Origin of the sequence: Celeribacter sp., assembly GCF_048270365.1 — a bacterium.
Taxonomy (GTDB): domain Bacteria; phylum Pseudomonadota; class Alphaproteobacteria; order Rhodobacterales; family Rhodobacteraceae; genus Celeribacter.
The window spans coordinates 289,101-311,810 of the sequence record NZ_JBLWTA010000004.1 but is presented as its reverse complement, the minus strand read 5'-3'; the positions used below and the strand labels follow the sequence as shown (position 1 = coordinate 311,810).

22 protein-coding genes are annotated in these 22,710 nt (G+C 59.9%); 9 read left to right on the top strand and 13 right to left on the bottom strand.

All coding sequences use genetic code 11. The features are described from left to right. Positions 1–4: 4 nt before the first annotated feature. Both ACN0X0_RS08060 and ACN0X0_RS08055 read right to left on the bottom strand, forming a co-directional pair. Positions 5–1,186 (bottom strand): aminotransferase class I/II-fold pyridoxal phosphate-dependent enzyme, encoded by a 1,182-nt coding sequence (locus ACN0X0_RS08060; protein WP_417278722.1) that lies wholly within the window; start codon positions 1,184–1,186, stop codon positions 5–7. A 129-nt stretch (positions 1,187–1,315) separates the two neighbouring features. After that, on the bottom strand, positions 1,316–2,644 hold the full coding sequence (locus tag ACN0X0_RS08055; protein ID WP_417278721.1) for an amidase: 1,329 nt from the start codon (positions 2,642–2,644) through the stop codon (positions 1,316–1,318). 94 nt (positions 2,645–2,738) lie between these two features. On the opposite strand from ACN0X0_RS08055, the gene ACN0X0_RS08050 reads away from it, so the two are divergent. Then, entirely contained in the window at positions 2,739–3,974 is a 1,236-nt protein-coding gene (locus ACN0X0_RS08050) for an FAD-dependent monooxygenase (protein ID WP_417278720.1), read from the top strand. A gap of 121 nt (positions 3,975–4,095) precedes the next feature. On the opposite strand, the gene ACN0X0_RS08045 is transcribed toward ACN0X0_RS08050, so the two are convergent. From ACN0X0_RS08045 to ACN0X0_RS08025, 5 genes are all read right to left on the bottom strand, one after another. Then, positions 4,096–4,299: a Trm112 family protein gene (locus ACN0X0_RS08045; RefSeq protein WP_167601322.1), complete on the bottom strand. Its 204-nt coding sequence runs from the start codon at positions 4,297–4,299 to the stop codon at positions 4,096–4,098. Continuing rightward, entirely contained in the window at positions 4,299–4,946 is a 648-nt protein-coding gene (locus tag ACN0X0_RS08040) for an LON peptidase substrate-binding domain-containing protein (protein WP_417262289.1), read from the bottom strand. The genes ACN0X0_RS08045 and ACN0X0_RS08040 overlap by 1 nt, the downstream gene beginning before the upstream one ends. A 26-nt stretch (positions 4,947–4,972) precedes the next feature. Next, positions 4,973–5,884, bottom strand: coding sequence for a tetratricopeptide repeat protein (locus tag ACN0X0_RS08035; protein WP_417278719.1), 912 nt, complete (start codon positions 5,882–5,884; stop codon positions 4,973–4,975). Between the two features lie 56 nt (positions 5,885–5,940). After that, positions 5,941–6,729, bottom strand: coding sequence for an exodeoxyribonuclease III (locus tag ACN0X0_RS08030; protein WP_417278718.1), 789 nt, complete (start codon positions 6,727–6,729; stop codon positions 5,941–5,943). A gap of 242 nt (positions 6,730–6,971) precedes the next feature. Then, the gene (locus ACN0X0_RS08025) at positions 6,972–7,658 is read right to left on the bottom strand and encodes a response regulator transcription factor (protein ID WP_219783216.1); all 687 of its coding nucleotides are present in this window, start codon (positions 7,656–7,658) and stop codon (positions 6,972–6,974) included. Positions 7,659–7,826: 168 nt separating this feature from the next. Between ACN0X0_RS08025 and ribA the strand changes: the two genes are divergently transcribed. After that, positions 7,827–8,915 carry a GTP cyclohydrolase II gene (ribA, locus tag ACN0X0_RS08020; protein ID WP_417278717.1) on the top strand — a complete coding sequence of 363 codons (1,089 nt, stop codon included), beginning with the start codon at positions 7,827–7,829 and terminating at the stop codon, positions 8,913–8,915. Between the two features lie 8 nt (positions 8,916–8,923). Beyond that, positions 8,924–9,415, top strand: a complete 492-nt coding sequence (locus ACN0X0_RS08015; RefSeq protein WP_417278716.1) for a L,D-transpeptidase family protein — start codon at positions 8,924–8,926, stop codon at positions 9,413–9,415. An 88-nt stretch (positions 9,416–9,503) separates the two neighbouring features. On the opposite strand, the gene ACN0X0_RS08010 is transcribed toward ACN0X0_RS08015, so the two are convergent. The 3 genes from ACN0X0_RS08010 to ACN0X0_RS08000 all read right to left on the bottom strand — a co-directional run bounded on the left by ACN0X0_RS08010 (position 9,504) and on the right by ACN0X0_RS08000 (position 12,791). Continuing rightward, a complete protein-coding gene (locus ACN0X0_RS08010) occupies positions 9,504–11,222 on the bottom strand; it encodes a flotillin family protein (protein ID WP_417278715.1) in 1,719 nt (572 codons plus the stop codon). A 41-nt stretch (positions 11,223–11,263) separates the two neighbouring features. Then, positions 11,264–12,007 (bottom strand): OB-fold-containig protein, encoded by a 744-nt coding sequence (locus tag ACN0X0_RS08005; protein ID WP_417278714.1) that lies wholly within the window; start codon positions 12,005–12,007, stop codon positions 11,264–11,266. A gap of 130 nt (positions 12,008–12,137) precedes the next feature. Continuing rightward, positions 12,138–12,791 carry a YggS family pyridoxal phosphate-dependent enzyme gene (locus ACN0X0_RS08000; protein ID WP_417278713.1) on the bottom strand — a complete coding sequence of 218 codons (654 nt, stop codon included), beginning with the start codon at positions 12,789–12,791 and terminating at the stop codon, positions 12,138–12,140. Positions 12,792–12,976: 185 nt separating this feature from the next. On the opposite strand from ACN0X0_RS08000, the gene ACN0X0_RS07995 reads away from it, so the two are divergent. From ACN0X0_RS07995 to ACN0X0_RS07970, 6 genes are all read left to right on the top strand, one after another. Further along, the gene (locus tag ACN0X0_RS07995; protein WP_417278712.1) at positions 12,977–14,143 is read left to right on the top strand and encodes a porin; all 1,167 of its coding nucleotides are present in this window, start codon (positions 12,977–12,979) and stop codon (positions 14,141–14,143) included. A 150-nt stretch (positions 14,144–14,293) separates the two neighbouring features. Beyond that, complete coding sequence (locus tag ACN0X0_RS07990) at positions 14,294–14,857, top strand: DUF3576 domain-containing protein (RefSeq protein WP_417278711.1); 564 nt, start codon at positions 14,294–14,296, stop codon at positions 14,855–14,857. A gap of 98 nt (positions 14,858–14,955) precedes the next feature. Continuing rightward, positions 14,956–17,520, top strand: a complete 2,565-nt coding sequence (leuS, locus tag ACN0X0_RS07985) for a leucine--tRNA ligase (protein ID WP_417278710.1) — start codon at positions 14,956–14,958, stop codon at positions 17,518–17,520. After that, on the top strand, positions 17,507–18,004 hold the full coding sequence (lptE, locus tag ACN0X0_RS07980) for an LPS assembly lipoprotein LptE (RefSeq protein WP_417278709.1): 498 nt from the start codon (positions 17,507–17,509) through the stop codon (positions 18,002–18,004). The genes leuS and lptE overlap by 14 nt, the downstream gene beginning before the upstream one ends. Further along, positions 18,001–19,026: a DNA polymerase III subunit delta gene (gene holA, locus ACN0X0_RS07975; RefSeq protein WP_417278708.1), complete on the top strand. Its 1,026-nt coding sequence runs from the start codon at positions 18,001–18,003 to the stop codon at positions 19,024–19,026. The genes lptE and holA overlap by 4 nt, the downstream gene beginning before the upstream one ends. A gap of 60 nt (positions 19,027–19,086) precedes the next feature. Beyond that, positions 19,087–20,085 carry an LLM class flavin-dependent oxidoreductase gene (locus ACN0X0_RS07970; protein ID WP_417278707.1) on the top strand — a complete coding sequence of 333 codons (999 nt, stop codon included), beginning with the start codon at positions 19,087–19,089 and terminating at the stop codon, positions 20,083–20,085. Here the strand turns inward: ACN0X0_RS07970 and ACN0X0_RS07965 are convergent. From ACN0X0_RS07965 to ACN0X0_RS07955, 3 genes are read right to left on the bottom strand one after another with little or no spacing between them, the layout of a single operon-like run. Further along, positions 20,069–21,247 (bottom strand): TIGR03862 family flavoprotein, encoded by a 1,179-nt coding sequence (locus ACN0X0_RS07965; protein WP_417278706.1) that lies wholly within the window; start codon positions 21,245–21,247, stop codon positions 20,069–20,071. The two genes, ACN0X0_RS07970 and ACN0X0_RS07965, sit on opposite strands and share 17 nt — an antisense overlap. Then, on the bottom strand, positions 21,244–21,858 hold the full coding sequence (locus ACN0X0_RS07960; RefSeq protein ID WP_417278705.1) for an enoyl-CoA hydratase/isomerase family protein: 615 nt from the start codon (positions 21,856–21,858) through the stop codon (positions 21,244–21,246). Before ACN0X0_RS07960 ends, ACN0X0_RS07965 begins: the two co-directional genes overlap by 4 nt. Continuing rightward, a complete protein-coding gene (locus ACN0X0_RS07955) occupies positions 21,855–22,610 on the bottom strand; it encodes an SDR family oxidoreductase (protein ID WP_417278704.1) in 756 nt (251 codons plus the stop codon). Before ACN0X0_RS07955 ends, ACN0X0_RS07960 begins: the two co-directional genes overlap by 4 nt. Positions 22,611–22,710: the final 100 nt, after the last annotated feature.

Sequence of the window (22,710 nt, the reverse complement as noted above, 5' to 3'; positions counted from 1 at the left end):
TACCTTAACCGTACAAACAGTCGCGAAGCCGGATAAGCCCGCGCTGTGTCTCTTCTTTTGGGGCCACGAGTGCGACCCGGATGTAATTCTTGCCGGGGTTGTCCCCGTTCACGTCCCGCGACAAATACGCGCCGGGCAGAACCCGCACGCCGGTTTCTGTCCAAAGTTTCATCGCGGCCTCTTCGCTGTCATTCACCGGCAACCAGAGGAAAAATCCGGCGTCGGGGGCCTCAGCGCCTTGAATGCCGGAAAACACCTCATCGGCGATCTCGAATTTCTCGACATAGAGCTTGCGCGAGGCAATGACGTGGTCCTCGTCGGCCCAGACCCGCGCTGACACCGCTTGGATCGGATTGGGCAGAGGCGCGCCACCATAGGCACGCAGCTGACGAATATAGCCCATGCTTTTGGGACCAGAGGCCACAAAGCCAGAGCGCAACCCCGGAAGGTTCGAGCGTTTCGACAGCGAATGGAAAATCACCACACGCTCCGGGTCCGCCCCCATCTCTTGCGCCACTTGAAGCGCGCTAACAGGCGGCTCGCCGCGGTAAATCTCGGAATAGCATTCGTCAGAGAACACTTTGAAATCGTATTTTTCCGCCAAGGCAATCAAGTCGCGCAGATAGGCGCGCGGCGCGATCGCGCCCTGCGGATTGGAGGGCGAACAGACATAGGCGATGGCCGTGCGTTCGAGAATTTCGGGCGACAGGCTGCTGTAATCCGGCAAAAACCCGTTGTCGCGCGTGGCGGGCACAAACACCGGCTCGGCACCGATGGTGACGGCGGAAACTGCATAGACCTGATAGAATGGGTTGGGCGTCAAAACGACCGGCTGTTTGCCGCGCTTCGTCTCGGGGCAGAGCGCAAGACAGGCATTCATCAACCCCTCGCGCGTGCCGTTCACCGCCATGATGTCGGTTTCGGGCGTGACCGCCACATTGAACCGCCGCTTGAGCCAGCCTGAGATCTCCGACAACAGCACATCTGTGCCATAATTACTGGGATATTTCGCAAAGTCCGCAACATGTTCGGCCAGAACTTCGGCCACGAAAGGCGGCATCTCATGGCGTGGTTCGCCAATGGTCATATGCATGACTTCACCCCCCGGCGCATGGGCGTCGAGAAGGGTGCGCAAACGCGGAAACGCGTATTCCGGCAGGTTGGAAAACCGCTCAGGGAACGTCATGAAACTGCTACTGCCTCTGTTTTTCCGGATCTTTTTGCCCGGGTGTTTGAGGTCAAGATAACCGGCACGACTGATTTGGTCCAGAGAAAGACGTCCTTGACAGCGGCATGCTCGCAGAAGTTGTGACTTTTAGGCCAGCGCCCTTTCCGCAGCCGCCCCAAGTCGCAACAGCGCAGCCTCGGACATCGGCGGCGTTTGCATCAACAGACCACAAGACGGCACCCCGGTCGGAAGCGTCAAAGCCGCCAGCCCCATGAGGTTGCCGACACGGGTGTTCCGCAGCGCCAAAAGGTTCTCCGTCACGTAATAGTCGGCGTCCTTCAGCAACCGCTCCGCATTGGGCGGCAGGATCGGCGCAGTCGGCAGGATCACCGCATCATAGCCCGCCGTCTCGCGCAGATAGTCCCTGCGCAGATGGGCGAGTTTTTTCCAACCCGCCACGAAATCCGCCCCGTTGAAGGCGCCACCCGCCCGGAAACGGTCGAGAATGCGCGGATACATCAGCTCCGGTTTGGCCTCGATATAGTCGCGCCATTCGGCATAGGCCTCCGTCGTGAAGAGGATACCGGAGAGGTCCATCGCCTCAGTCACGGCCTTAATCGGCGCGCGGGTGATCTCGGCGCCCGCATCGCGCAGTTTTTCGACCGAAGCCTCGAAGGCGGCCAAAGGCGCATCACGAATATCATCGAAGACCACATTGTCGAGAATGAGCAGGCGCTTGCCCCTGAGTGTCGCGCCTTTGAGATCGGGCGCGGGCGTGCCATCGAGAATGGCGAAACACTCCGCCGCATCTTCAACGGTTTTGACCAGAGGACCGACGGTGTCGAAAGCGGCGGCCAGAGGCACCACGCCATCAAGAGGGATGCGTCCCGCCGTGGTTTTCAGGCCCACAAGATCGTTCCAGGCCGACGGGATACGCACCGATCCGCCGGTGTCCGAGCCAATCGCACCGGGGGCCAGCCCGAAGGCAACGGAGCCAGCCGCCCCCGAGGACGACCCGCCGGACACAGCGTCATGATCGTTCACACAGGGCGTGGTCGCCGTCACCGGATTGAGACCAAGCCCGGAAAACGCAAGTTCCGACATATGCGTCTTGCCCAGCGCCACCAGACCCGCGCTCGACGCGCGGCGTAAAACTTCGGCATCGCGCGTCGGGATGCGATCTTTGAGCAACGCGGTGCCCGCTTCGGTGGCGACACCTGCCGTGTCGAAGAGGTCTTTCCACGACACCGGCACGCCATCCAAGAGACCGCGTCGCACACCGTCTTTGGCACGGGCATAGGCGGCTTCGGCCTCCGCCATGGCGCGATCTTCCATGAGACGGGCATAGATGCGGTCGCGGAACGGATGCGCCTTCGCCATGTCCAGAAAGGCCGCCGCCAGATCGCGCGGATCGATGTCGCCGCTGCCAATGGCCCGCCCCAGATCGCTCATGCTCATCTTTGTATACTCGACCATTTTGCGCCCTTTCTTGTTGCCGATGCAAACTAGCGGCGCAACATCGCATGGACAATCCCGCTTTAGGCGTCATATTTGCGGCAAGGAGACTGCCATGACCCAAAACATCCCCCCAAAAAGCGATCTCATCATTGTCGGCGGCGGTTTGAACGGTCCGGCGCTTGCACTTGCCTCCGCGAATGCCGGATTGAGCGTGAGTTTGATCGACAGCCTGCCGAAAGACACCCGAACCAGTGACGTCTTTGACGGGCGTGGATATGCGCTCTCGCTTGGCTCGCATAAGCTGTTGAAAGCCATTGGCCTTTGGGATCGCGTCAGCGCACATGCGCAACCGATCCTCGACGTGAAGGTCACGGACGGCAAACCCGGCGAAGGCCCCGCGCCCTTCATGCTCGAGTTCCGCGACGGGGAAATCGACGAAAGCCCGATGGGGTATATGGTCGAGGATCGGTTCCTGAGGCAGGCCATTCTGGACGCGCTCGACGCGCAGCCCCGGATCACGCAGGTCGAGGGGCTTGTCGTGGCACAAGAGGTCGATCTGCATGGCGCCAAGGTCACTTTGGACAGTGGCGCGGAGATCGATGGCAGGCTGATCGTCGGCTGTGACGGGCGCAAATCCGGCACGGCGGAGCGCGCAGGGATCAAGCGCACCGGCTGGGCTTATGGTCAGACCGCGCTGGTTTGTGCGATTTCGCATGAGCTGCCGCACAATGGCGCCGCGCATCAATATTTCCTACCCTCCGGTCCCTTGGCGATCTTGCCTCTGCCGGGCAATCAAAGCTCTATCGTCTGGACCGAAAAGGACCAGATGGCGGCAGATATTCAGGCGCTGTCCGATGAGGATTACCTCGCGGTGCTGCGGCCCCGGTTCGGGGATTTTCTGGGGGAGATTTCCCTTGCCGGGAAACGCTTTACCTATCCTTTGAACATCACTCTGGCGAACCAATTCACCGCACAGCGCATCGCGCTTGTGGGGGATGCGGCGCATGGGATGCACCCGATTTCGGGTCAGGGTCTGAATGCCGGTCTCAAGGATGTCGGCGCACTGACCGAAGTTCTGGTCGAGGCGCATCGCCGCGGTGAAGACATCGGGCGCGAGGACGTTTTGCAACGCTACGCGCAGTGGCGGCGGTTTGATGTGGCCTCGATGGCGCTGATGACCGACAGCTTCAACAAGCTGTTTTCCAACGACAATCCTCTGCTGCGCATTGCGCGCGACATTGGCATGGGCGTTGTTAATTCGGTGACGGGTCTGCGCCGCGCGGCCATCCGCGAGGCGGCGGGCGTCAATGGCGATGTACCGAAGCTGTTGCGGGGTGTGCCGCTTTGAGGCCTGAGGCCACTTGAGTATTTTTGGCACAAAGGAAACGCCCGCTCCGTCCGGCATTAACCTTAACGCAAAGAAAAAACGCTAAGGAAAGGGCGCGGGCATTGACCCGCGCCTCAGCACCTTAATCCTCGAGGCTGCGCGCCTCTGAGACCAGCATGATCGGAATGCCATTGCGGATCGGATAGGCGAGGCCAGCGGTTTTCGAGATCAGCTCTTGCGCCTCGGCATCATAGGTCAGAACGCCATGTGTTTGCGGGCAGACGAGCGCCTCCAACATGCGGCGATCAAAGGCCTGTTGCACTTGCGGGGTCGTGTCACTGCTCATCACATCATATCCTCATCAGAGCCGCCATGCAGGGCGAATTCCATGAGGGTTACCAGAGTTTCACGCCGAATGGAAAGAGAGGGCGCCTCCAAAAGGGCCTGTTTGTCTTCGGGACCGAAGGGGCAGAGCATGGAGAGCGAATTGATCAGCAATTCGTCCTCCGCCTGACCAAGGCTGTCCCAATCGGTTTGCAGGTCTTCTTCGCAGAAATAGCGTTTGAGAAGTGCCATGAAACCTGCGCGGTCCAGGCGCGGATCGGAATCGGCGGCGCCGAGATCCTGTGAGAAATCGGACCAGTTGACCGAGAATTTGCGATAGGGGCAAAAGCCGTTCACCTCTGAGATCAGGCGAAAGCGCGACACGCCCGAAAGCGTGATCATGTAGCGCCCGTCTTCGGTCTCGGAAAAGGCGGTCAGACGTCCGGCACAGCCGATCTGGTTGAGCTTGCCCTCCCCTGCCCCGCTCACGCCTCCACTGCGCGGCTGCACCATGCCGATAAGACGCGCGGAGGTTTTCATGCAATCTTCGATCATCTGCAAATAGCGAGGCTCGAAAATATGCAGCGGCAACCGCGCCCGGGGCAGCAAGAGCGCGCCGGGCAGCGGGAAGACGGGGATCGTCTCAGGAAGGCTTGCTGCGGTCAACATACCCTATAGCTAGATCGCGCGGGCGATCAGGCAAATAGCATCGACGACAATTTGCGTCGACCTGTGAGGACGATCGGATCGTTGGGCTTCAGGCTGTCGAAGATTTTGAACAGCTGTTCTTTGATAGCGCCATCGTTCCACTCGCGGTCCTGTTTGAAGGCGGCCAAAAGCGTGTCGACAGACTCCTCGATTTGACCGGCGGCGTGTTGCGCCACGGCGAGATCAAGACGGGCTTGCATGTCGGTCGGGTCGGCTTCGACCTTGGTAGCCAATTCACCCACCGGACCGGCGTTTTCGGCCTCACGCGCCAGAGCGATCTGCGCATGGACGCCCTCAATGGCCGCATCCGTCGCGATCTCGGCAGGAGCGCCGTTGATCACGGCCTCGGCCTCATCCACATCACCTTTGGCGAGGTGACATTTGGCGAGACCGGCGTAGGCGCCAGCGAGTTTGTCGTCTTCTTCGAGGATTGCGGCATAGGTCTGGGCCGCATCGTCGATCTCGCCCGCTTCGAACATTTCGTCGGCGGCTGCGACAGCGTCATTCAGGCTTTCGTCCACGTTCAGCGCCACGACCTTGGCCACGAATTCCTTGATCTGCGAGGGCGGCAACGCGCCTTGGAACCCGTCGACCGGCTGGCCTTTGAAAAAGGCGTAGACGGTCGGAATGGATTGCACGCGAAGCTGACCGGCGATGCCTTGGTTTTCGTCGACATTGACCTTGGCCATCTTGACGGCGCCACCGGCGGCCTCGACCTCAGCCTCAAGAGCCGGGCCAAGTTGACGGCAAGGGCCACACCAGGGCGCCCAAAAATCGACGATCACAGGGGTTTCCTGCGAAGCTTCGATCACCTCCGCCATGAAATCGGCTTCTGAGACGTCTTTCACATAGGCGCCATGTCCGGCATTGGCGGCGGCGCTGGTTTGTCCGAGATCCATATCGGTTCTCCTCTATCTGGTTGCTTGGCGCTTATATGCGCTTTTCGGCATGGATTTTAAAGATCGAAGGTCGCAAAGACCGGCGCGTGATCCGACGGCTTGTCCCAACCCCGCGCGGCCCGCAGCACCCGCGATCCATGGCCAGCGTTCGAGATATCCGGCGTGGCCCAGACGTGATCGAGACGACGGCCTTTGTCGGCGGCATCCCAATCCTTGGCGCGGTAGGACCACCAGCTGTAGAGCAGCCCCTCGGGAATATCCTGACGGGTGATGTCGACCCACTTCCCGGCGTCTTGGGTCTGGGCGAGGTGTTCGACCTCGATAGGCGTATGCGACACGATCTTCAGGAGTTTCTTGTGATCCCAAACATCGTCCTCACGCGGCGCGATATTGAGATCACCCACAAGAATGGCTTTCTCCGGCGCGTCGGCGTGGAAGGCATCGCGCATCTCGGTCAGGTAATCGAGCTTTTGGCCGAATTTCTCGTTCACCTCGCGATCCGGCACATCGCCGCCCGCAGGAACGTAGAAATTGTGGATCGTCACACCGTTTTCCAGCTTACCCGCGATATGACGTGCGTGACCCAAAGAGGCGTAATCGGCCGCCCCTGCCTCAACCATCGGGATCTTGGCCAGGATCGCGACACCGTTATAGCCCTTTTGCCCGCGCGCGACCATGTGGGTGTAGCCCAGCGCGCGAAAGCCCTCCATCGGGATTTTCTCGACCGGCGATTTGCACTCCTGAAGGCACAGCACATCGGGCGCTTCCTCTTCGAGCAGTTTGAGCACGATCGGCTCGCGCAGGCGCACGGAGTTGATGTTCCAGGTGGCAAGAGTAAAGGGCATATCGGGTCCTCGGATCAGATTTGCTCCGAACCCTACTCGTCTCCCGCAGGTGACACCACCCGAAAGCCGCGCAAACCACCTTTCAAAAAAATGCCCGGCACAAAAAAAGCCCGGCACTGAGGCCGGGCGTTAAGTCGAGGGGACGAGGGACTGCACATCTTTGTCCCGATGTGCGAGGGATCTTCCTGTATGAAACCCACGCAGGCGCCAAAAGGTTCCTGCGTAAGTTCAGGTTTTTCGGATCAGGAGGCGAGGCGGTAGCCACCGGCCTCCGTCACCAAAAGGCGCGCGTTCGAGGGATCGGGTTCGATCTTTTGACGCAGACGATAGATGTGGGTCTCAAGCGTGTGGGTCGTCACACCGGCATTGTAGCCCCAGACTTCATGCAGCAAGACATCGCGCGGCACGACGCCTTCGGTGGCGCGATAGAGGAATTTGAGAATGTTGGTCTCTTTTTCCGTCAGGCGGATTTTCTTGTCGTCTTCGGTGACAAGCATCTTCTGCGCCGGTTTGAACGTATACGGCCCCAACTGGAACACAGCCGCTTCGGACTGTTCGTGCGTACGAAGCTGGGCGCGGATGCGGGCCAGAAGCACCGGAAATTTGAACGGTTTGGTCACGTAATCATTGGCGCCGCTGTCGAGGCCGAGGATCGTATCGGCATCGGTGTCATGGCCGGTGAGCATCAGGATCGGCGCTTTCACCCCGGATTTGCGCATCCGTTTGCAAAGCTCGCGCCCGTCCGTATCCGGCAGGCCCACATCGAGCATGATCAGGTCATAGTGACCCTCTTTGGTTTTCTCCATGCCCGTGGCGCCGCTGTCAGCTTCGAAGACGTCGAAATCCTCGGTCATCACCAGTTGCTCGCTCAGTGCCTCGCGCAGATCGTCATCGTCATCCACGAGGAGAATTTTCTTGAGAGTGGCCATCACGCGGGCCTCCTTTGTTTGTGCCTTGTCCGTGATCTGAGGTGAACCATGCGCCAAAACAAGATTTGCAACAAACCCATCACGCAAGCGTGTCAAATCGCGCGGAAATGTTTCACTTTATGTCAAAAATCGCTACATGGTGGGCCTGATCACAGGACGGATACCGCCATGAGCCTTGCGCCCAGCCTTTCAGAACTCATCGCTCGCGCCCGCGCTGATATGCGTATGGGCGTGCCCGTTATGCTGCGGTCCGAGGCGGGGGCAGCACTTGCGATTGCGGCCGAGGACCTGTCCTCCGCGCGCTTGAATGACCTGCGCCAACTGGGTCAGGCCTATTTGGCGATCACCGCACGCCGCGCCGTGACGCTGTCAGCGCGCGCCTATGACAGCGATCTGGCCCGCCTTGTCCTACCGAAAGACGTCGATGTCGATTGGATCGAAGCCGTCGCCAATCCGGCGGACGATCTGACCCATCCGATGAAAGGCCCGTTCCAATCCCTGCGCGGAGGCAATGCGCTTTGCGCCAAGGCGGCGATTGCGCTGGCGAAATCCGCGCGTCTTTTGCCCTCTGCCGTGATGGTGGATGTCGACAACGCCTTTGAGATCGCGGCCAGCCATGGCCTGACCGTCTTGCCGGTCGAAACCGCCCTGCCGCTGATGGCCGATCTCGCGCCGCTGCACGATATGGTCCACGCCCGCGTGCCTTTGCTGGCCGCCGAGAAATCCCGCGTGCATGTGTTTCGCCCCGAGGATGGCGGCGAAGAGCATTACGTTGTCGAAGTCGGTCGCCCAGATCGCGCGAAACCCGTGCTGGCCCGCCTGCATTCCGCCTGTTTCACCGGCGATATTTTCGGCTCGATGAAATGCGATTGCGGGCCGCAATTGAATGCCGCCTTGACGCAGATGGGCGAAGAGGGCGAAGGCATTCTGCTGTATCTGAACCAAGAGGGCCGCGGCATCGGCCACGCCAACAAGATGCGCGCCTACTCTTTGCAGGATCAGGGCTTTGATACGGTGGAGGCCAATCACCGCCTGGGCTTTGAGGATGACGAACGCGATTTCCGCATTGGGGCGGCGATCCTGAAAGAGATGGGATTCGGCGCCGTGCGGCTTTTGACCAACAATCCGAACAAGATTGCGCGTATGAAAGATCAAGGCATCAAGGTGACCGAACGCGTCCCGCTCAAAGTGGGCGAAAACCGCTATAACGAGGCCTACCTCGCCACCAAAGCGCGCAAATCCGGGCATCTGCTATGAGCGCCCCCATGTTCAAAGCCACCGACATCGTTGTGACCCGCTGGGGCGCGCGTTTTTTGGGGCGGCGGTTTCCCTGTTCCATCGGCAAGGGCGGCATCCGTGACGACAAACGCGAAGGCGATGGGGCCAGCCCGCGCGGCGCACATCATATGCCCGCGCTCTATTACAGGGCGGATCGCATTCCGGCGATAACTGGCGAGAAAATTCGCGCTGGCGATCTCTGGTGCGATGCGGGCGATCATCCCGCCTACAACCACCTCGTGCGCGCGCCACTCGAAGCCAGTCACGAAAACATGCGCCGCGCCGACCGGCTATACGATCTGGTGATCATCACTGATTGGAATTGGCCCAATGCCACGCCCGGCAAAGGCTCCGCCATTTTCGTGCATCGTTGGCGCAAGCCACGACATCCGACCGAAGGCTGCGTGGCCTTTCGTGCCGATCATCTGCGTTGGATCGCGGAACGCATCACACCCTCGACACGATTGGTCATTCGGTAAACGAACGCGCCCATAAAAATGGCTGCGAACAGATCCGATCCGTTCGCAGCCGCTCATGTGTTTAACCGAAGACCTCAGCCTCCGAAGATCAGGCGTCCGCCTGATCGGAAATCACCGCATCTTTCGGCGCGGGTGCCTCTTTCGGCTCGGGAACATCTTTCAGCGCGGGCGTCACGGTCTTTTCGACCTCAAAAACATCCTGCACCATCTGGCTCATGCCTTTGTCCATATTGAGACCGACCTGTTTGCCAATCGCATCGAGTGCCGGAAGCTGGAATGCCATTTTGCGCATTTCATCAAAGGCCTGATTGACCAAGCCGTCACCACCGGATTTCGGGGCCTCGACGCCGGACGCTCCGCCACCGGTCAGCCCATCGACTTTATGAATGGTGATGCCGCCAATTTTCTCGGCCGGCTTGACCATTTCTGCGACAATCTTCGGCATCGCTTCAAGACGGGCCTTGGCCAGACGGAAGTCGATGATCGAGGTGGACAAACCGTTCTCCGCCTCGGCAAGGGCACGCGTCCCTTCGGCTTCGGCCAGCTTCTGGGCGCGCATACCATCGGCCATTGCAAGCTGTTCGGCCTTTTCCGCCTCTGCGCGGATCGTCACCTTGTCGGCCTCCGCCTGCGCAAGCTCGCGCATCGCCGCCGCCCGGTCGTCCGCCGCTTCGCGTTCCGCCTTTGCGGCCACACGGATCGAGGTCGCGTTTCGCTCGGCCTCTTCCTCGGCGGCCAAAATGGTCAAGCGCTTTTGGCGCTCCCCTTCGGCCACACGGCGCTCGGTTTCAATCGATTCAGTCGCTTTAATCGCATCTGCTTTCGCAAGGTCGGCACGGGCACGCGCCTGACTTTCGGCTTCTGATTTCTCGGCCACGGCGATCTGGCGTTCCTGTTCCGCAATCTCGATGGATTTCCGGCGCTCTTGCTCCGCAATCTCAATGGCCTTTTCGCGCGCAATCCGCGCCTGCTCCGCTTTGGTCGAGGCCTCTTCGTGCTGGCGCGCCTTCTCTGCGGATTCACGGGCGGAGAGTTCTTCCATTTTCACACGTTGAGCAACGCGGGCCTCTTCTTGCTCACGTTCGACCTCATAGCGCTTCACTTCGGCTTCCTGACGCGACCGCGCCACCGCAACCTCTGCTTCGGCTTCAATCGCCGCACGTTGTTTGCGGCTATCGGCGATACGCTCAGCCTGATGTTTCAGACCTTCTGCGTTGAACACGTTGTTCTCATCCAGACCGTCGAGCGGCGTCTGATCCAGCGCGGTCAAAGACACGGACTCAAGTTCCAGACCGTTCTTGCGCAAATCCTCGGACACCGCCTGCTGTACTTGCTGAACGAAATTGGCACGATTCTCATGCAAGTCATCGAGGTCCATTTTTGCCGCCACAGCGCGCAAACCATCGACAAGCTTACCTTCCACCATCTCGCGCAGCGCATCATCGTCAAAGGTCCGGTCGCCCAGCGTTTGCGCGGCGCGTGCAATGCCTTCTTCGGAGGCTTGCACGGTCACGTAAAACTCCACACCGACATCGACCCGCATCCGGTCCTTGGTGATCAGCGCGGAATTGCCATCGCGGCGCACTTCGAGACGGGTGGTGCGCATGTTGATCCGCGTCACCTCATGCAGCACAGGAATGACAAGCGTACCGCCATCAATGATCACCTTGCGCCCGCCCGTCCCGGTTTTGACAAGACTCACTTCACGCGTCGAACGCTTGTACATCCGCGAAAAAGCCAGAACCACGACAAGAAACGCGAGAAAGATCACGAAGATCGGCGTCGCAACGCCTAGAATGAGATTCATGAGAAAGGGTCCTCTCCGTTATAGGAATTCCAAAAAACAAGTCAGCCGAGGGGCACAAGGCGCAGATCGCCATTGCGCAGACGAAGGACGAGCACCTCCGTACCTTCGGGAATTTCATCTTTGTCGGCCAGCGGCTCAAGCATCGCATAATGCGTGTTGTCATACCCGTCCGTGATCCGAACCTGCGCCGGACTGCCACGTCGGGAAATGCCCACGGTGACCACGCCGCGTTTACGTCCAAGACTGCGCTCCGAAATCGCAGAGGTTTCATCCTGCGGGATCAAACGCGCAAGAGCTGCGGACAGTTTCCGGGTCAGCGCCAACGATGGGATAAGCGCCAGAGGCACGGCCACAAAGCGTGGCAGCATCTGCCCAAAGATCGCCGCCATACCCGATTGCAAGACCAATCCCGCTGCCGCGAAGAGCGCAAGAAAGATGGCGAGCCAAATGATGAGGGGTTGTTTGCGCAATCCGAGAAAATCAAAAGACCCGCTGGAGGTCGAAGACACCGCGGCATCGGTGGATGCGTCCGGCAGATCAGCTTCCGCCAGTCCAATCTCGATTTCCGTCGCCAGATCGAAGGGCACGTCGAGCTCTGTCGCCAACTCCGGCACACTCATTCCATGCAGATCAACATCGAGATCGGGCACATCCCCCAAATCCGCCTCGGGCAGAGCACTCGAAAGTCCGAACATCAAAAGGAGCACTTCGATGCAAAGCAGAAGGACAACCAATCCCGTCGCGATCAAAAAAGGGAAAAGACCCGGATCAAGCAAAATCAACACTCACATTAAATTCGCGCCGCCTCTATTGATAGGCCGCTTGCGCGAAACACACCTATCAAACGGTTGAGAGCCGCACCACAGATAAAACGTGCCAGACGACTCTCCGACACGTCACCGAGATGCACAATCGTCAGGAATAATCCCGCTCGCCAAAGATCGCGGAGCCGACCCGGACATGGGTCGCACCCTGCGCAATCGCGGTTTCAAAGTCGCCGGACATCCCCATCGACAGCCCCGAAAGACCATTCCGATGGGCGATCTTTTTCAACAGCGCGAAGTGCAGAGACGGCTCTTCCTCGGCGGGCGGAATGCACATCAACCCTTCGATGCTCAGCCCCAGATCGAGACATTCTTTGATAAATCCATCCGCATCGGCGGGCAAAATACCGGCCTTTTGAGGTTCCTCGCCGGTGTTCACCTGAATGAACAAGCGCGGGCAATGCCCCAGCTCTTCACGCAGCCGCGAGATGGTATTGGCAAGCTTCGGGCGGTCCACCGTGTGAATCACATCGAACAATTCCATCGCCTGACGCGCCTTGTTGGTCTGAAGCGGGCCGATGAGATGCAGCTCCACACCGTCATACTGTTCCTTGAACGCAGGCCACTTGCCAGCCGCCTCCTGCACCTTGTTTTCCCCGAACACCCGGTGACCTTCTTCAAGCACGGATGCGACTCGCTCATTGGGCTGAACCTTGGAGACAGCAATCAAAGTGACGCTCTCCTGCGCCCGCCCGACACGCTCCGCCTCGCTTGCAACCCGCGCTTTGATCTCCGCCAACCCCATATCTGCCTCCTATGGCCCTATAGGCCTACATTCCTTTGTTTTCTTAGAATGTAGTCGCGCTGCGCTGCAACAGGTGTGTGACCTCATTGCATCATTTTTCAGAGAGCTTTGTTCAGAAAAGCGCCTTTGCTTGACCCAAAGCCCACTTCAGCGCATTTCTCTCGCCATGTGTCGGGTTAGCCGGCATGCCTGATATTCATAAAATTCCACGAGGGAAAAAAATGAAAAACATCCTTCTTTCTTCCGCAGCGATCGCCCTGCTTGCTGGCGCCGCTTCCGCTGAAGTGACCTGGTCCGGTGACGCAGAGCTCGGCTACAACGACGAACCCGGCCTCTACGACGGCTTCTACTACGACCTGGGCCTCACCCTTGGCCTGTCTCAAGAGCTGAACAACGGCTGGACCGCGTCTGTGACTGCAGACATCGACTTCACCTCCGCTGAGTACCAAACCACTCAGGGCACCGGCCTCTCCTTCCTCGACGCGACCTCCACCTCGGACATCGTGCTCACCCTGTCGAACGACGTTTTCGCGCTGACCTATGGCGACGTTGAAACCGTCTTCACCTCGTTCGATCTGGTCAACGACTTCTACGAGCCGGTTGCTGACGAAGCTGAAGACTTTTTGGCCGACGTTTCTGTTTTGAAGGCAGAAGCTGATTTCGGTGCCTACTCCGTTGGCGTGTCGACGTTCCTCTCCTCCGACTTTGGCCCTGCCGCCGAGGATTTCGGCATCCAGTTCTTCGCAAGTGCGGAACTTGGCATGGTTGATCTCGGCTTCTTCTATGCTGAAGAGGACACCACCTACGCAGACTACATGATGGACAGCGACTACGAACAGCTTGAAACCATCCTGCTTTCCGCGAAGACCTCCCTCGGCGGCGCTGAGCTGACCTTCAACGCTGGTACGCTGGACGGCGACGCTGGCTACGGTCTCGCCGTTGCTTACCCGGTTGGCCCGGTCACCATCGGCGCAAACGTGAACTACGCTGAAGCCTATGCTGAAGAAATGGCATACGGTGTCAACGTTGCTTACTCCGACGGCCCGATCTCTATCTATGCCTACTACGAAGATGCATACAACGAAGAAGAATTCGGCGTTGCTGGCTCCTACGACATGGGCAACGGCCTCGTTGTGACCGCAGGTACCATCGACGGTGACGACGACACCGACAACGACTTCGCTTCCTACATCGTTGCTGAATACGACCTTGGCGGCGGCGCATCCTTCTTGGCCTCCTATGCTGACGCAACCAGCTACGACAAGTCGGGCGACCTCGACGACATCGACACCAGCCTCGGTGGCTACGAGCTGAACTACGGCGCCACGCTGGCTCTGTCCTTCGAATTCTAATTCCTGACGGAATTGAAATTCTTGAGGGCCGCTCGTCAAGAGCGGCCCTTTCCTTTTGCGCCACTCCTTTTTCAATCGCACGTTTTGGGGCCTTGTCCCTTTCACGCCTGAACGATACGGTTGCCGCGATATCTTGTAAGGGAGCCGTAGATGTTTCGCCCATCCTTTCTGACCACCGCCCTGATCGCGACCCTTTCGCTTGCGGGCTGTGGCGCGTTTGACAGTGTCAGTTCTCTTGGTGACAGCATGGGCTCCCTGCCCTTCTCCGGCGGCAAGAAAGAGACCGTTGTCACGACCGAAGGCACCACAACAGTGGACACGCGCTCCACCGGGCAAGTGGTGGAAATTCCCAACGGCGAAACCATCGTGATCGAACAGCCGAAACGCCGGACCATTTTTGGTGGCGGTCGCGGCTCTGTCTCCGACTCTGTGCAAGTCAACAAATACATCTGGAACGCAGCACTTGACGTGTTGTCCTTCCTGCCCGTGCAAGAGGCCGATCCCTTCACCGGCGTGATCATCACCGGCTACGGCACCCCGCCGGGCGGCGGCAACGCCTATCGCGCAGTGATCAACGTGACCGATCCGGCGCTGGATGCCCGCACGCTGAACGTCTCGCTCTACACCCGCGGCGGTGCGGTGAGCCAGGCGACGGTGCAAGCCGTGGAAGACGCCATTCTGACCCGCGCCCGCCAGCTTCGTTCAGGAAACTGAGGCGAGCGACACAAGGCCTCTGGACCCCGGAGAGCCAAGGATTTATGACCACGCCGGGCCTATCTGCCCGGCGTTTGTCTGAGATTGAGGATGTGAACATGAGCCGCTACGCGCCCAGCGAGATCGAACCGAAATGGCAGTCTGCCTGGAATGAGGCGGATGTGTTCCTCGCCAAGCGCGACGAGAGCAAGCCGAAGTACTACGTGCTTGAGATGTTCCCCTATCCCTCGGGCCGCATCCACATCGGTCACGTGCGCAACTACACCATGGGCGATGTGGTGGCGCGCTACAAATCCTCGACCGGGTTCAACGTGTTGCACCCGATGGGCTTTGACGCGTTCGGCATGCCGGCGGAGAACGCCGCGATGGCCTCTGGCGGGCATCCCAAAACCTGGACCTACAACAACATCGACACGATGGTCGATCAGATGAAGCCCCTGGGGCTTTCGATTGACTGGACCCGGATGTTCGCGACCTGCGACACCGACTATTACGGCCAGCAACAGGCGATGTTCCTCGACATGCTGGAAAAGGGTCTGGTCTATCGCAAGAACGCCACCGTGAACTGGGACCCGGTCGATATGACGGTTCTGGCGAATGAACAGGTGATCGACGGCTGCGGCTGGCGTTCTGGTGCGCCGGTGGAGCGTAAGGAACTGACGCAATGGTTCTTTAAGATCTCCGACTATTCCGAAGACCTTTTGGAAGCCATCGACCACCTCGACAATTGGCCGGACAAGGTCAAAACGATGCAGAAGAACTGGATCGGCAAATCGCGCGGTCTTCAGTTTGCGTTTTCTATCGTCGACGCCCCCGCGCATCACGACCGGATCGAAGTTTACACCACCCGTCCCGACACGTTGATGGGCGCGTCTTTCGTGGGCATCTCCGCCGATCACCCGCTGGCCAAAGAACTGACCGCCGAGAACCCGGAGATTGCCGCTTTCTGTGAGGAATGCCGCAAAGGTGGCACGACGGAAGAAGCGATTGAAAAGGCCGAGAAGCTGGGCCTCAACACCGGGCTGACCGTGCGCCACCCCTTCGACACGTCGTGGGAACTGCCGGTCTATATCGCCAACTTCATCCTGATGGATTACGGCACCGGCGCGATTTTCGGCTGCCCGGCGCACGACCAGCGCGACTTTGATTTTGCGACGAAATACGGCCTCCCGATCAACTATGTGTTTGCCCCGGTTGAGGGCGAGCTGAACGAGGCCGAAGCCTTTGTTCCGACGAAATCTGAAACCGTGAAATACATCCGTGGTTTCGCGGGCGAAGAGGTTCAGACCGGCGACGAGGGTGTGAACAGCGCCGTCGATTTCTGCGAAGCCAACGGTGTCGGCCATGGTGTGACCAAATTCCGCCTGCGCGATTGGGGTCTGTCCCGTCAGCGCTATTGGGGCTGTCCGATCCCGGTGGTGCACTGTGAAAGCTGCGGCGTGGTGCCGGAAAAGAAAGAGAACCTGCCGATCGAGTTGCCCTTTGATGAAGACGGCAAAGCGATTGATTTCTCGATCCCCGGCAACCCGCTCGACCGTCACCCGTCCTGGCGCAACACGACCTGTCCGAACTGCGGCGGCGCGGCCCTGCGCGAGACCGACACGATGGACACCTTTGTCGACAGCTCTTGGTACTACGCGCGCTTCACCGCGCCCCATGCCACGACGCCGACCGTGAAGGAAGACGCCGAGTATTGGATGAACGTCGATCAATATATCGGCGGCATCGAACACGCGATTCTGCACCTTCTCTATTCCCGCTTCTTCGCCCGTGCGATGAACGAGACCGGCCACCTGCCCGACAGCGCCCGCGAACCGTTCGATGCACTGTTCACGCAAGGTATGGTGACCCACGCGATCTACAAGACCGTGGGCGCGGACGGCCGTCCGAAGTATCACTACCCGGAAGAGGTCGACCTGCGGGATGGCAAAGGCTACTTGAAAGACGGCACAGAAGTCGAAATCGTGCCCTCCGCCAAGATGTCCAAGTCGAAAAACAACGTGGTGGACCCGGTCGAGATCATCAAACAATTCGGCGCCGACACCGCGCGCTGGTTTGTGCTGTCTGACAGTCCGCCGGAACGGGACGTGGAATGGACCGCCTCGGGCGCCGAAGCCTCACACAAACACCTCGGCCGTGTCTGGCGTCTGGCCGCGGACCTTGAGACTGCGCCGGAACAGGGCCAAGGCGATGACGAGTTGATGCGCGCCGCGCATAAGGCGATGTTCGAGGTCACGCAGGGCATTGAGAGCTTTGGCTTCAACGCCTCGATTGCCAAGCTTTACGGCTTTACCAACACCATCGCGAAATCCAAAGCGGGGCGCGAGGCGAAACGCTTTGCCCTCAAAACGCTGGCGCAGCTGATGTCCCCCATGACCCCGCACCTCGCGGAAGACATGTGGTCCATGCTGGGGGGCGAGGGACTGATCGCAAAAGCCGCCTGGCCCACGCCGGATGAGGCGATGCTGGTCGAGGACACGGTGACGCTTCCGATCCAGATCAACGGCAAACGCCGTGACGAAATCTCTGTTCCCAAAGATATGCCGAAGGAAGAGGTTGAAAAGCTGGTGCTGGAAAACGATGCTGTGAAAAAGGCGCTCGATGGCGGATCGCCGAAGAAACTCATCGTTGTCCCGGGCCGCATCGTCAATGTCGTCGTTTGATCGCAGAACTCTCCTAATCTCGCTCGCAGCCCTCGCTGGCTGCGGGTTCACGCCTGCCTATGGGCCGGGAAGCAGTGGCGGCGCCCTGCGGGGCAAGGTCGATATCCTCGCGCCCGATGATCGCGAGAGCTACACTCTGGTCAATCGGCTCACCGATCAATTCGGCACAACACAAACACCGCTCTATCGCCTCGCCTATAGGATTACGACCAGTCGCAATCAGATCGGCATCACCCGCGATCAGGAAATCCTGCGCTATCATGTGGCGGGTGAGGTTGAATACACGCTCACCGACATCACGACCGGGCGTCTGTTGGCGAAACGCAAGGCCTCGAGCTTTACCGCCTATTCCGCCACAGGCTCGTCGGTCGACACGCTGACCGCTTCACGCGATGCCTACGAGCGCCTGATGGTCATTCTCGCCGATCAGATGGTGAGCCAGATCATCTCCACCGTTGATCTCCCTGCCGAGCTGCCGGCATGAAGCTTTCCGCTCGGGATGCGATCTCCTACTTCGCCAAACCCGATCCCGGGAAAGCGGGCGTGCTGCTCTATGGTCCCGATGCCATGCGCATAGCGCTGCGCCGCCAAGAGGTGATCGAGGGGCTGATCGGCAAAGAGGGCGAAGAGGAAATGCGCCTCACCCGCATGTCGGGGGCCGAGCTGCGCAAAGATAAAACGCTCCTGATGGACGCGCTGAAATCCCAGGGCTTTTTCCCCGGTCCGCGCGTGGCCTTTGTCGAGGATGCCACCGACCAGATCGCCGATCTCGCCAAGGACGCGCTGTTCGACTGGCGCGACGGGGATGCGCAGATCGTTGTGACCGCGGGTCAGCTCAAAGCCACCTCGAAGCTGCGCAAGCTCTTCGAAGGTCACCCGAGCGCCTATGCCATCGCCATCTACGCCGATCCGCCGTCGCGCGCCGAGATTGAGGCCACGCTGTCCAAGGCTGGGATCTCTGACATCTCCCGCGACGCCATGACCGACATCGAGGCGCTGGCCCGCACAATCGACCCCGGCGATTTTCGCCAGACACTCGAAAAGCTCGCGCTCTACAAACTGGGCGACACCACGCCCGTCTCAAGCGAAGACGTCCAAAACTGCGCCCCCGCCACCACGGAGGCCGAGGTGGACGATGTCTTGAACGCCGTGGCCGAAGGGCGCGCCAATGAGCTTGGCCCCCTGATGATCAAACTTGCGGGCCAAGGCAGCGATCCGGTCGCGCTTTCGATCTTTGCCATGCGGCATTTCCGAAGCCTCCACGCCGCCGCCTCGCATCCGAATGGCGCAGGCGCAGGTATCGCCGCCGCGCGTCCGCCGATCTTTGGCCCGCGTCGGGACCGGATGACCAAACAGGCCTCCGGCTGGGGCATGTATAAACTGGAAACCGCGCTTTCCATTCTGACCGACACCGATCTGACGCTGCGCTCCTCGTCCAAGGCGCCGACCATGGCCGTCATAGAGCGTGCGCTCATCCGGCTTGCCATGCTCGCGCAACGGCGCTGAGCGGAAAACACCATTGCTCGCACTCCGAGACGCCCCAGATGTAGGGGAAAGGAGCCGCACATGACCCCCTATTCCCTTCTCGATCTCTCTCCCGTGCCCGAAGGCACCTCCACCGCCGATGCGTTGAAAAACTCTGTCGATCTGGCGCAGCATGCCGAAAGCTGGGGCTACAACCGGTTCTGGCTGGCCGAACATCACAACATGCCGGGGATTGCCTCCGCCGCGACCGCCGTGGTGATCGGACATATCGGGGCACATACCTCAACGATCCGTATCGGCGCAGGCGGGATCATGTTGCCGAACCACGCGCCCTTGCAGGTGGCGGAGGCGTTCGGCACATTGCGCGAATTGTACGGCGACCGTATCGATCTGGGCCTTGGTCGCGCGCCGGGGACGGATATGCCGACAGCACGCGCGCTGCGCCGCAATCTGACGCCGGGGCACGCCAACGGCGAAACCTTCCCGCAAGATGTGCAGGAGGTCATGGCCTATCTCGGTGACATGCCCGAGGACGCCGCCGTGCGCGCCTTTCCCGGCACGGGCACCCATGTGCCAGTGTGGATGCTGGGCTCTTCGACCTATGGCGCGGAACTGGCGGCTGTGCTGGGTCTGCCCTACGCCTTTGCCTCGCATTTCGCGCCCGCCGCGCTGGATCAGGCGGTGAAGATCTATCGCGATCTGTTCCAGCCCTCAGACTATCTCGACAAGCCCTATTTCATGCTGGCCACAAACGTCTTTGCCGCCGAGAGCGCCGAGGAGGCCGTGTATCTGCGCTCGTCGATGATGCAGACCTTCGCCAATCTGCGCATGGGGCGCCCCGGCAAATTGCCCTATCCCGTCGAGGATATTTCCACGGTCGTGCCGCGTCAGTTCATCCCCTCGCTCGACGCGATTTTCGCGGTCTCGGCAACCGGGACGAAGCCGATGGTGAAAGACAAAATCACGGCGCTGATCGATCGTTATCAGCCGGATGAAATCATCTTTGCGGCGAATATCCATGATCATCAGAAACGGCTGCGCTCCTTCGAGATCGCCGCCGAGGTCATGAAAGATATCTAAGCGCGCCAAGCCCGGCCAGACGTCCGGTGGCGAGACAGGCGGTCAAAAGATAGCCGCCTGTCGGCGCGTCCCAATCGAGCATCTCACCAGCGAAAAACAGACCGGGTTTCGCGATGGCTTCCAGATGATCCGTCAGGCTCTCAAAGGTCACACCGCCTGCGGTGGAAATGGCCTCATCCATCGGACGGAATTTTATGCTTTTAATCTCAAGCGCCTTGAGCGCGGTGATCAAATCATCGGGCTTCGGCCCTGCAAACTCCATGACCAGAGCGATCTTCTCCGGCGTGAGCCGCAAAGCGCGTTTGAAGAATTTCGTCAGGTTTTCCTTCGACTTCCGCTGGATTAGGGTCTGTTTGAGTTTGTCTTCTGACCAGTCCGGCAAGAGATCAAGCACCAAAGGCGCGCCCGTGCGCAGCCCCCGCGTGACGCTATAAATCCCGCCACCTTCAAGGCCGGTCGCGGAGATGACAAATTCTCCACGGCTCTCATAGTCCCCGGCGCGCAAAGTCACGCCTTTGACCGGATGCCCGAAATGGCGGGTCATATGGGCACTCCAGTCGATCAGAAGACCGACATTCGACGGAGCAAACGGGGCAAGGTCGACATAGGGCGAAACGATCTCTACCCACGCACCATTCGACCCTAATCTGGCCCAACTTGCCCCTCCGAGCGCCAAGATCACACGTTTGGCCGCAACCTCGCGCGGTCCCTCTGGCGTTGCAAAGCGAACCGTTCCGCCAAGCGCGTCCATCCGCCAATTGCGACGCAGCTCGGCCCCCTGTGCCTCCAGCCGCGCAAGCCAAGCCCGCAGCAAAGGTGAGGCTTTCATCACCCTGGGAAACACCCGGCCCGTGGAGCCCGTGAACATCTCCTGCCCCAAGGCTTCCGCCCAAGCGATGGCCTCTTGCGGACCGAAACTTTCCAAAGCCGTGCGAAGGGTCGGAGGCAGCGGGGCATAGGCACGAAAAAACGCCTCCAGAGGTTCGTTTTTCGTCAGGTTTAGACCCGATTTCCCAGCCATGAGGAATTTGCGCGCGGGCGAAGGTTTCGCCTCGGCGATCAGCACGCTGTGGCCCGCTTTGGACACCACATCCGCCGCCATGAGACCAGCGGGACCGGCGCCCACGACCAGCACGTCAACCTGAACAGGCGCCTCACTCACGGCTGGATCAGGGCCTTGATCCCGGCGATGTGTTCTGGCGCGGCCTCAAGCGCCGCCTGAGACAGCTCTGCGACAGCCTCTTTTTGATCCGCCGCCGGAACCAAGTGGTCCACCAGCCCCCAAGACAGTGCCTCCTCAGCGGTGATTTTTTGCCCCGCCATCAGGATCATTTTCGCCCTCGCAGGCCCGATTAGGGTCGAAAGTCGCACCGGATCGGAGGGCTGCGGCAGGAAACCCAGCTTCATCACCGGGTAAAAGAATTTCGCCGAAGGGTCGGACAGGCGGATGTCGCAGGCCAGCGCCATACCAAAGGCGCCGCCCGCCAGAGTACCATTCAGCGCCGCGATGGTCAGGCACGGCAAAGCCACGATTTTTCCCGACAGCTCCTCCCACAAAGGCGAGGTTGCAAGACCTGCCCGCGCTTCATCGAGATCGGCGCCTGCGGAAAACACCTTTCCCGCGCCTGTCAGGACGAAAATCTTGGCAGTCCCTGACGCTTCATCCACAATGTCAATGAGCCGAGACAGCATAGCGGAGGTCAAGGAATTTGCCTTTTCGGGCCGGTTTAGGGTCACATTCCAAAGATCGCCATCCCGCGCCAGTTCGATCATGAAATCACCCCGATCTTGCGACGCAGACCTTCGTCCCGCAGGGACAATTCTTCGCCCAGATGCGCGTCCGCCTCGGCGCCACACATCCAGAGCAAGGCCTGCGCGGGCCACTCGGGCGGGATATGATCAGACCAGTCGAGCTGGCTCACCGCATTGATGCCGGAAGCTTTGATGTCACACTGCATTTGGGTCGCAACCGTCCCCGGCGAAAGACCCATGGCGCGGATGCCATTGGCACGTTCTTCGAGATCGAGCATGGAGGTCAACATCGCGGCCCCGGCTTTGGAACTGCAATAGGCGCTCCAGCCCTCGACCGGACTATGCGCGGCGCCCGAGGAAATGGTCAAAACCGTGCCAGAACCACGGGAAACCATCTCCGGCACAACACGCCGCATGGCGTAGAAGACGCCTTTGACGTTGATGTCGATCAGACGACCCCAAGCCTCAGGATCACAGGCTTTGAGATCGCCAATCGGATCGATCACACCGGCGTTGTTGATCAGGATGTCGATGGGGCCAAGTTGGCTTTCAACCGCACTCATCGCGGCATCAATCGCCGTATAGCTTGAGATATCGCAAGGGACGGCCAAGGCGTTCGCACCGATCTCCTCAGCGATCTTGGTGATGGCTTCCTCACTGCGCGCCAAAAGCGCAACCTTCGCACCGGATGCGGCAAAAAGACGGGCCGCAGCCTCGCCGATGCCACGGCTCGCCCCGGTGATGACAACGGTTTTTCCAGTGACGTCTGACATAGTGTGGCCTCTCTCCTAATTCTCCGCGACCATAAGGTCTGCAAGTCCGGGGTTCCAGTCTTGACCCTCCGCGCAAAGCACGAAAATGTACGCGCGAATG

Coding starts and splice junctions, on each gene's coding strand:
- holA (WP_417278708.1), top strand. CDS start 18,001: ATGAAGCTTTCCGCTCGGGATGCGATCTCCTACTTCGCCAAACCCGAT.
- ACN0X0_RS07990 (WP_417278711.1), top strand. CDS start 14,294: ATGTTTCGCCCATCCTTTCTGACCACCGCCCTGATCGCGACCCTTTCG.
- ACN0X0_RS08045 (WP_167601322.1), bottom strand. CDS start 4,299: ATGAGCAGTGACACGACCCCGCAAGTGCAACAGGCCTTTGATCGCCGC.
- ACN0X0_RS07970 (WP_417278707.1), top strand. CDS start 19,087: ATGACCCCCTATTCCCTTCTCGATCTCTCTCCCGTGCCCGAAGGCACC.
- ACN0X0_RS08025 (WP_219783216.1), bottom strand. CDS start 7,658: ATGGCCACTCTCAAGAAAATTCTCCTCGTGGATGACGATGACGATCTG.
- ACN0X0_RS08050 (WP_417278720.1), top strand. CDS start 2,739: ATGACCCAAAACATCCCCCCAAAAAGCGATCTCATCATTGTCGGCGGC.
- ACN0X0_RS07955 (WP_417278704.1), bottom strand. CDS start 22,610: ATGTCAGACGTCACTGGAAAAACCGTTGTCATCACCGGGGCGAGCCGT.
- ACN0X0_RS08000 (WP_417278713.1), bottom strand. CDS start 12,791: ATGGGGTTGGCGGAGATCAAAGCGCGGGTTGCAAGCGAGGCGGAGCGT.
- ACN0X0_RS08060 (WP_417278722.1), bottom strand. CDS start 1,186: ATGACGTTCCCTGAGCGGTTTTCCAACCTGCCGGAATACGCGTTTCCG.
- ACN0X0_RS08030 (WP_417278718.1), bottom strand. CDS start 6,729: ATGCCCTTTACTCTTGCCACCTGGAACATCAACTCCGTGCGCCTGCGC.
- ACN0X0_RS08010 (WP_417278715.1), bottom strand. CDS start 11,222: ATGAATCTCATTCTAGGCGTTGCGACGCCGATCTTCGTGATCTTTCTC.
- ACN0X0_RS08035 (WP_417278719.1), bottom strand. CDS start 5,884: ATGGATCTCGGACAAACCAGCGCCGCCGCCAATGCCGGACATGGCGCC.
- ribA (WP_417278717.1), top strand. CDS start 7,827: ATGAGCCTTGCGCCCAGCCTTTCAGAACTCATCGCTCGCGCCCGCGCT.
- lptE (WP_417278709.1), top strand. CDS start 17,507: ATGTCGTCGTTTGATCGCAGAACTCTCCTAATCTCGCTCGCAGCCCTC.
- ACN0X0_RS08055 (WP_417278721.1), bottom strand. CDS start 2,644: ATGGTCGAGTATACAAAGATGAGCATGAGCGATCTGGGGCGGGCCATT.
- ACN0X0_RS07995 (WP_417278712.1), top strand. CDS start 12,977: ATGCCTGATATTCATAAAATTCCACGAGGGAAAAAAATGAAAAACATC.
- ACN0X0_RS08015 (WP_417278716.1), top strand. CDS start 8,924: ATGTTCAAAGCCACCGACATCGTTGTGACCCGCTGGGGCGCGCGTTTT.
- ACN0X0_RS07960 (WP_417278705.1), bottom strand. CDS start 21,858: ATGATCGAACTGGCGCGGGATGGCGATCTTTGGAATGTGACCCTAAAC.
- leuS (WP_417278710.1), top strand. CDS start 14,956: ATGAGCCGCTACGCGCCCAGCGAGATCGAACCGAAATGGCAGTCTGCC.
- ACN0X0_RS08040 (WP_417262289.1), bottom strand. CDS start 4,946: ATGTTGACCGCAGCAAGCCTTCCTGAGACGATCCCCGTCTTCCCGCTG.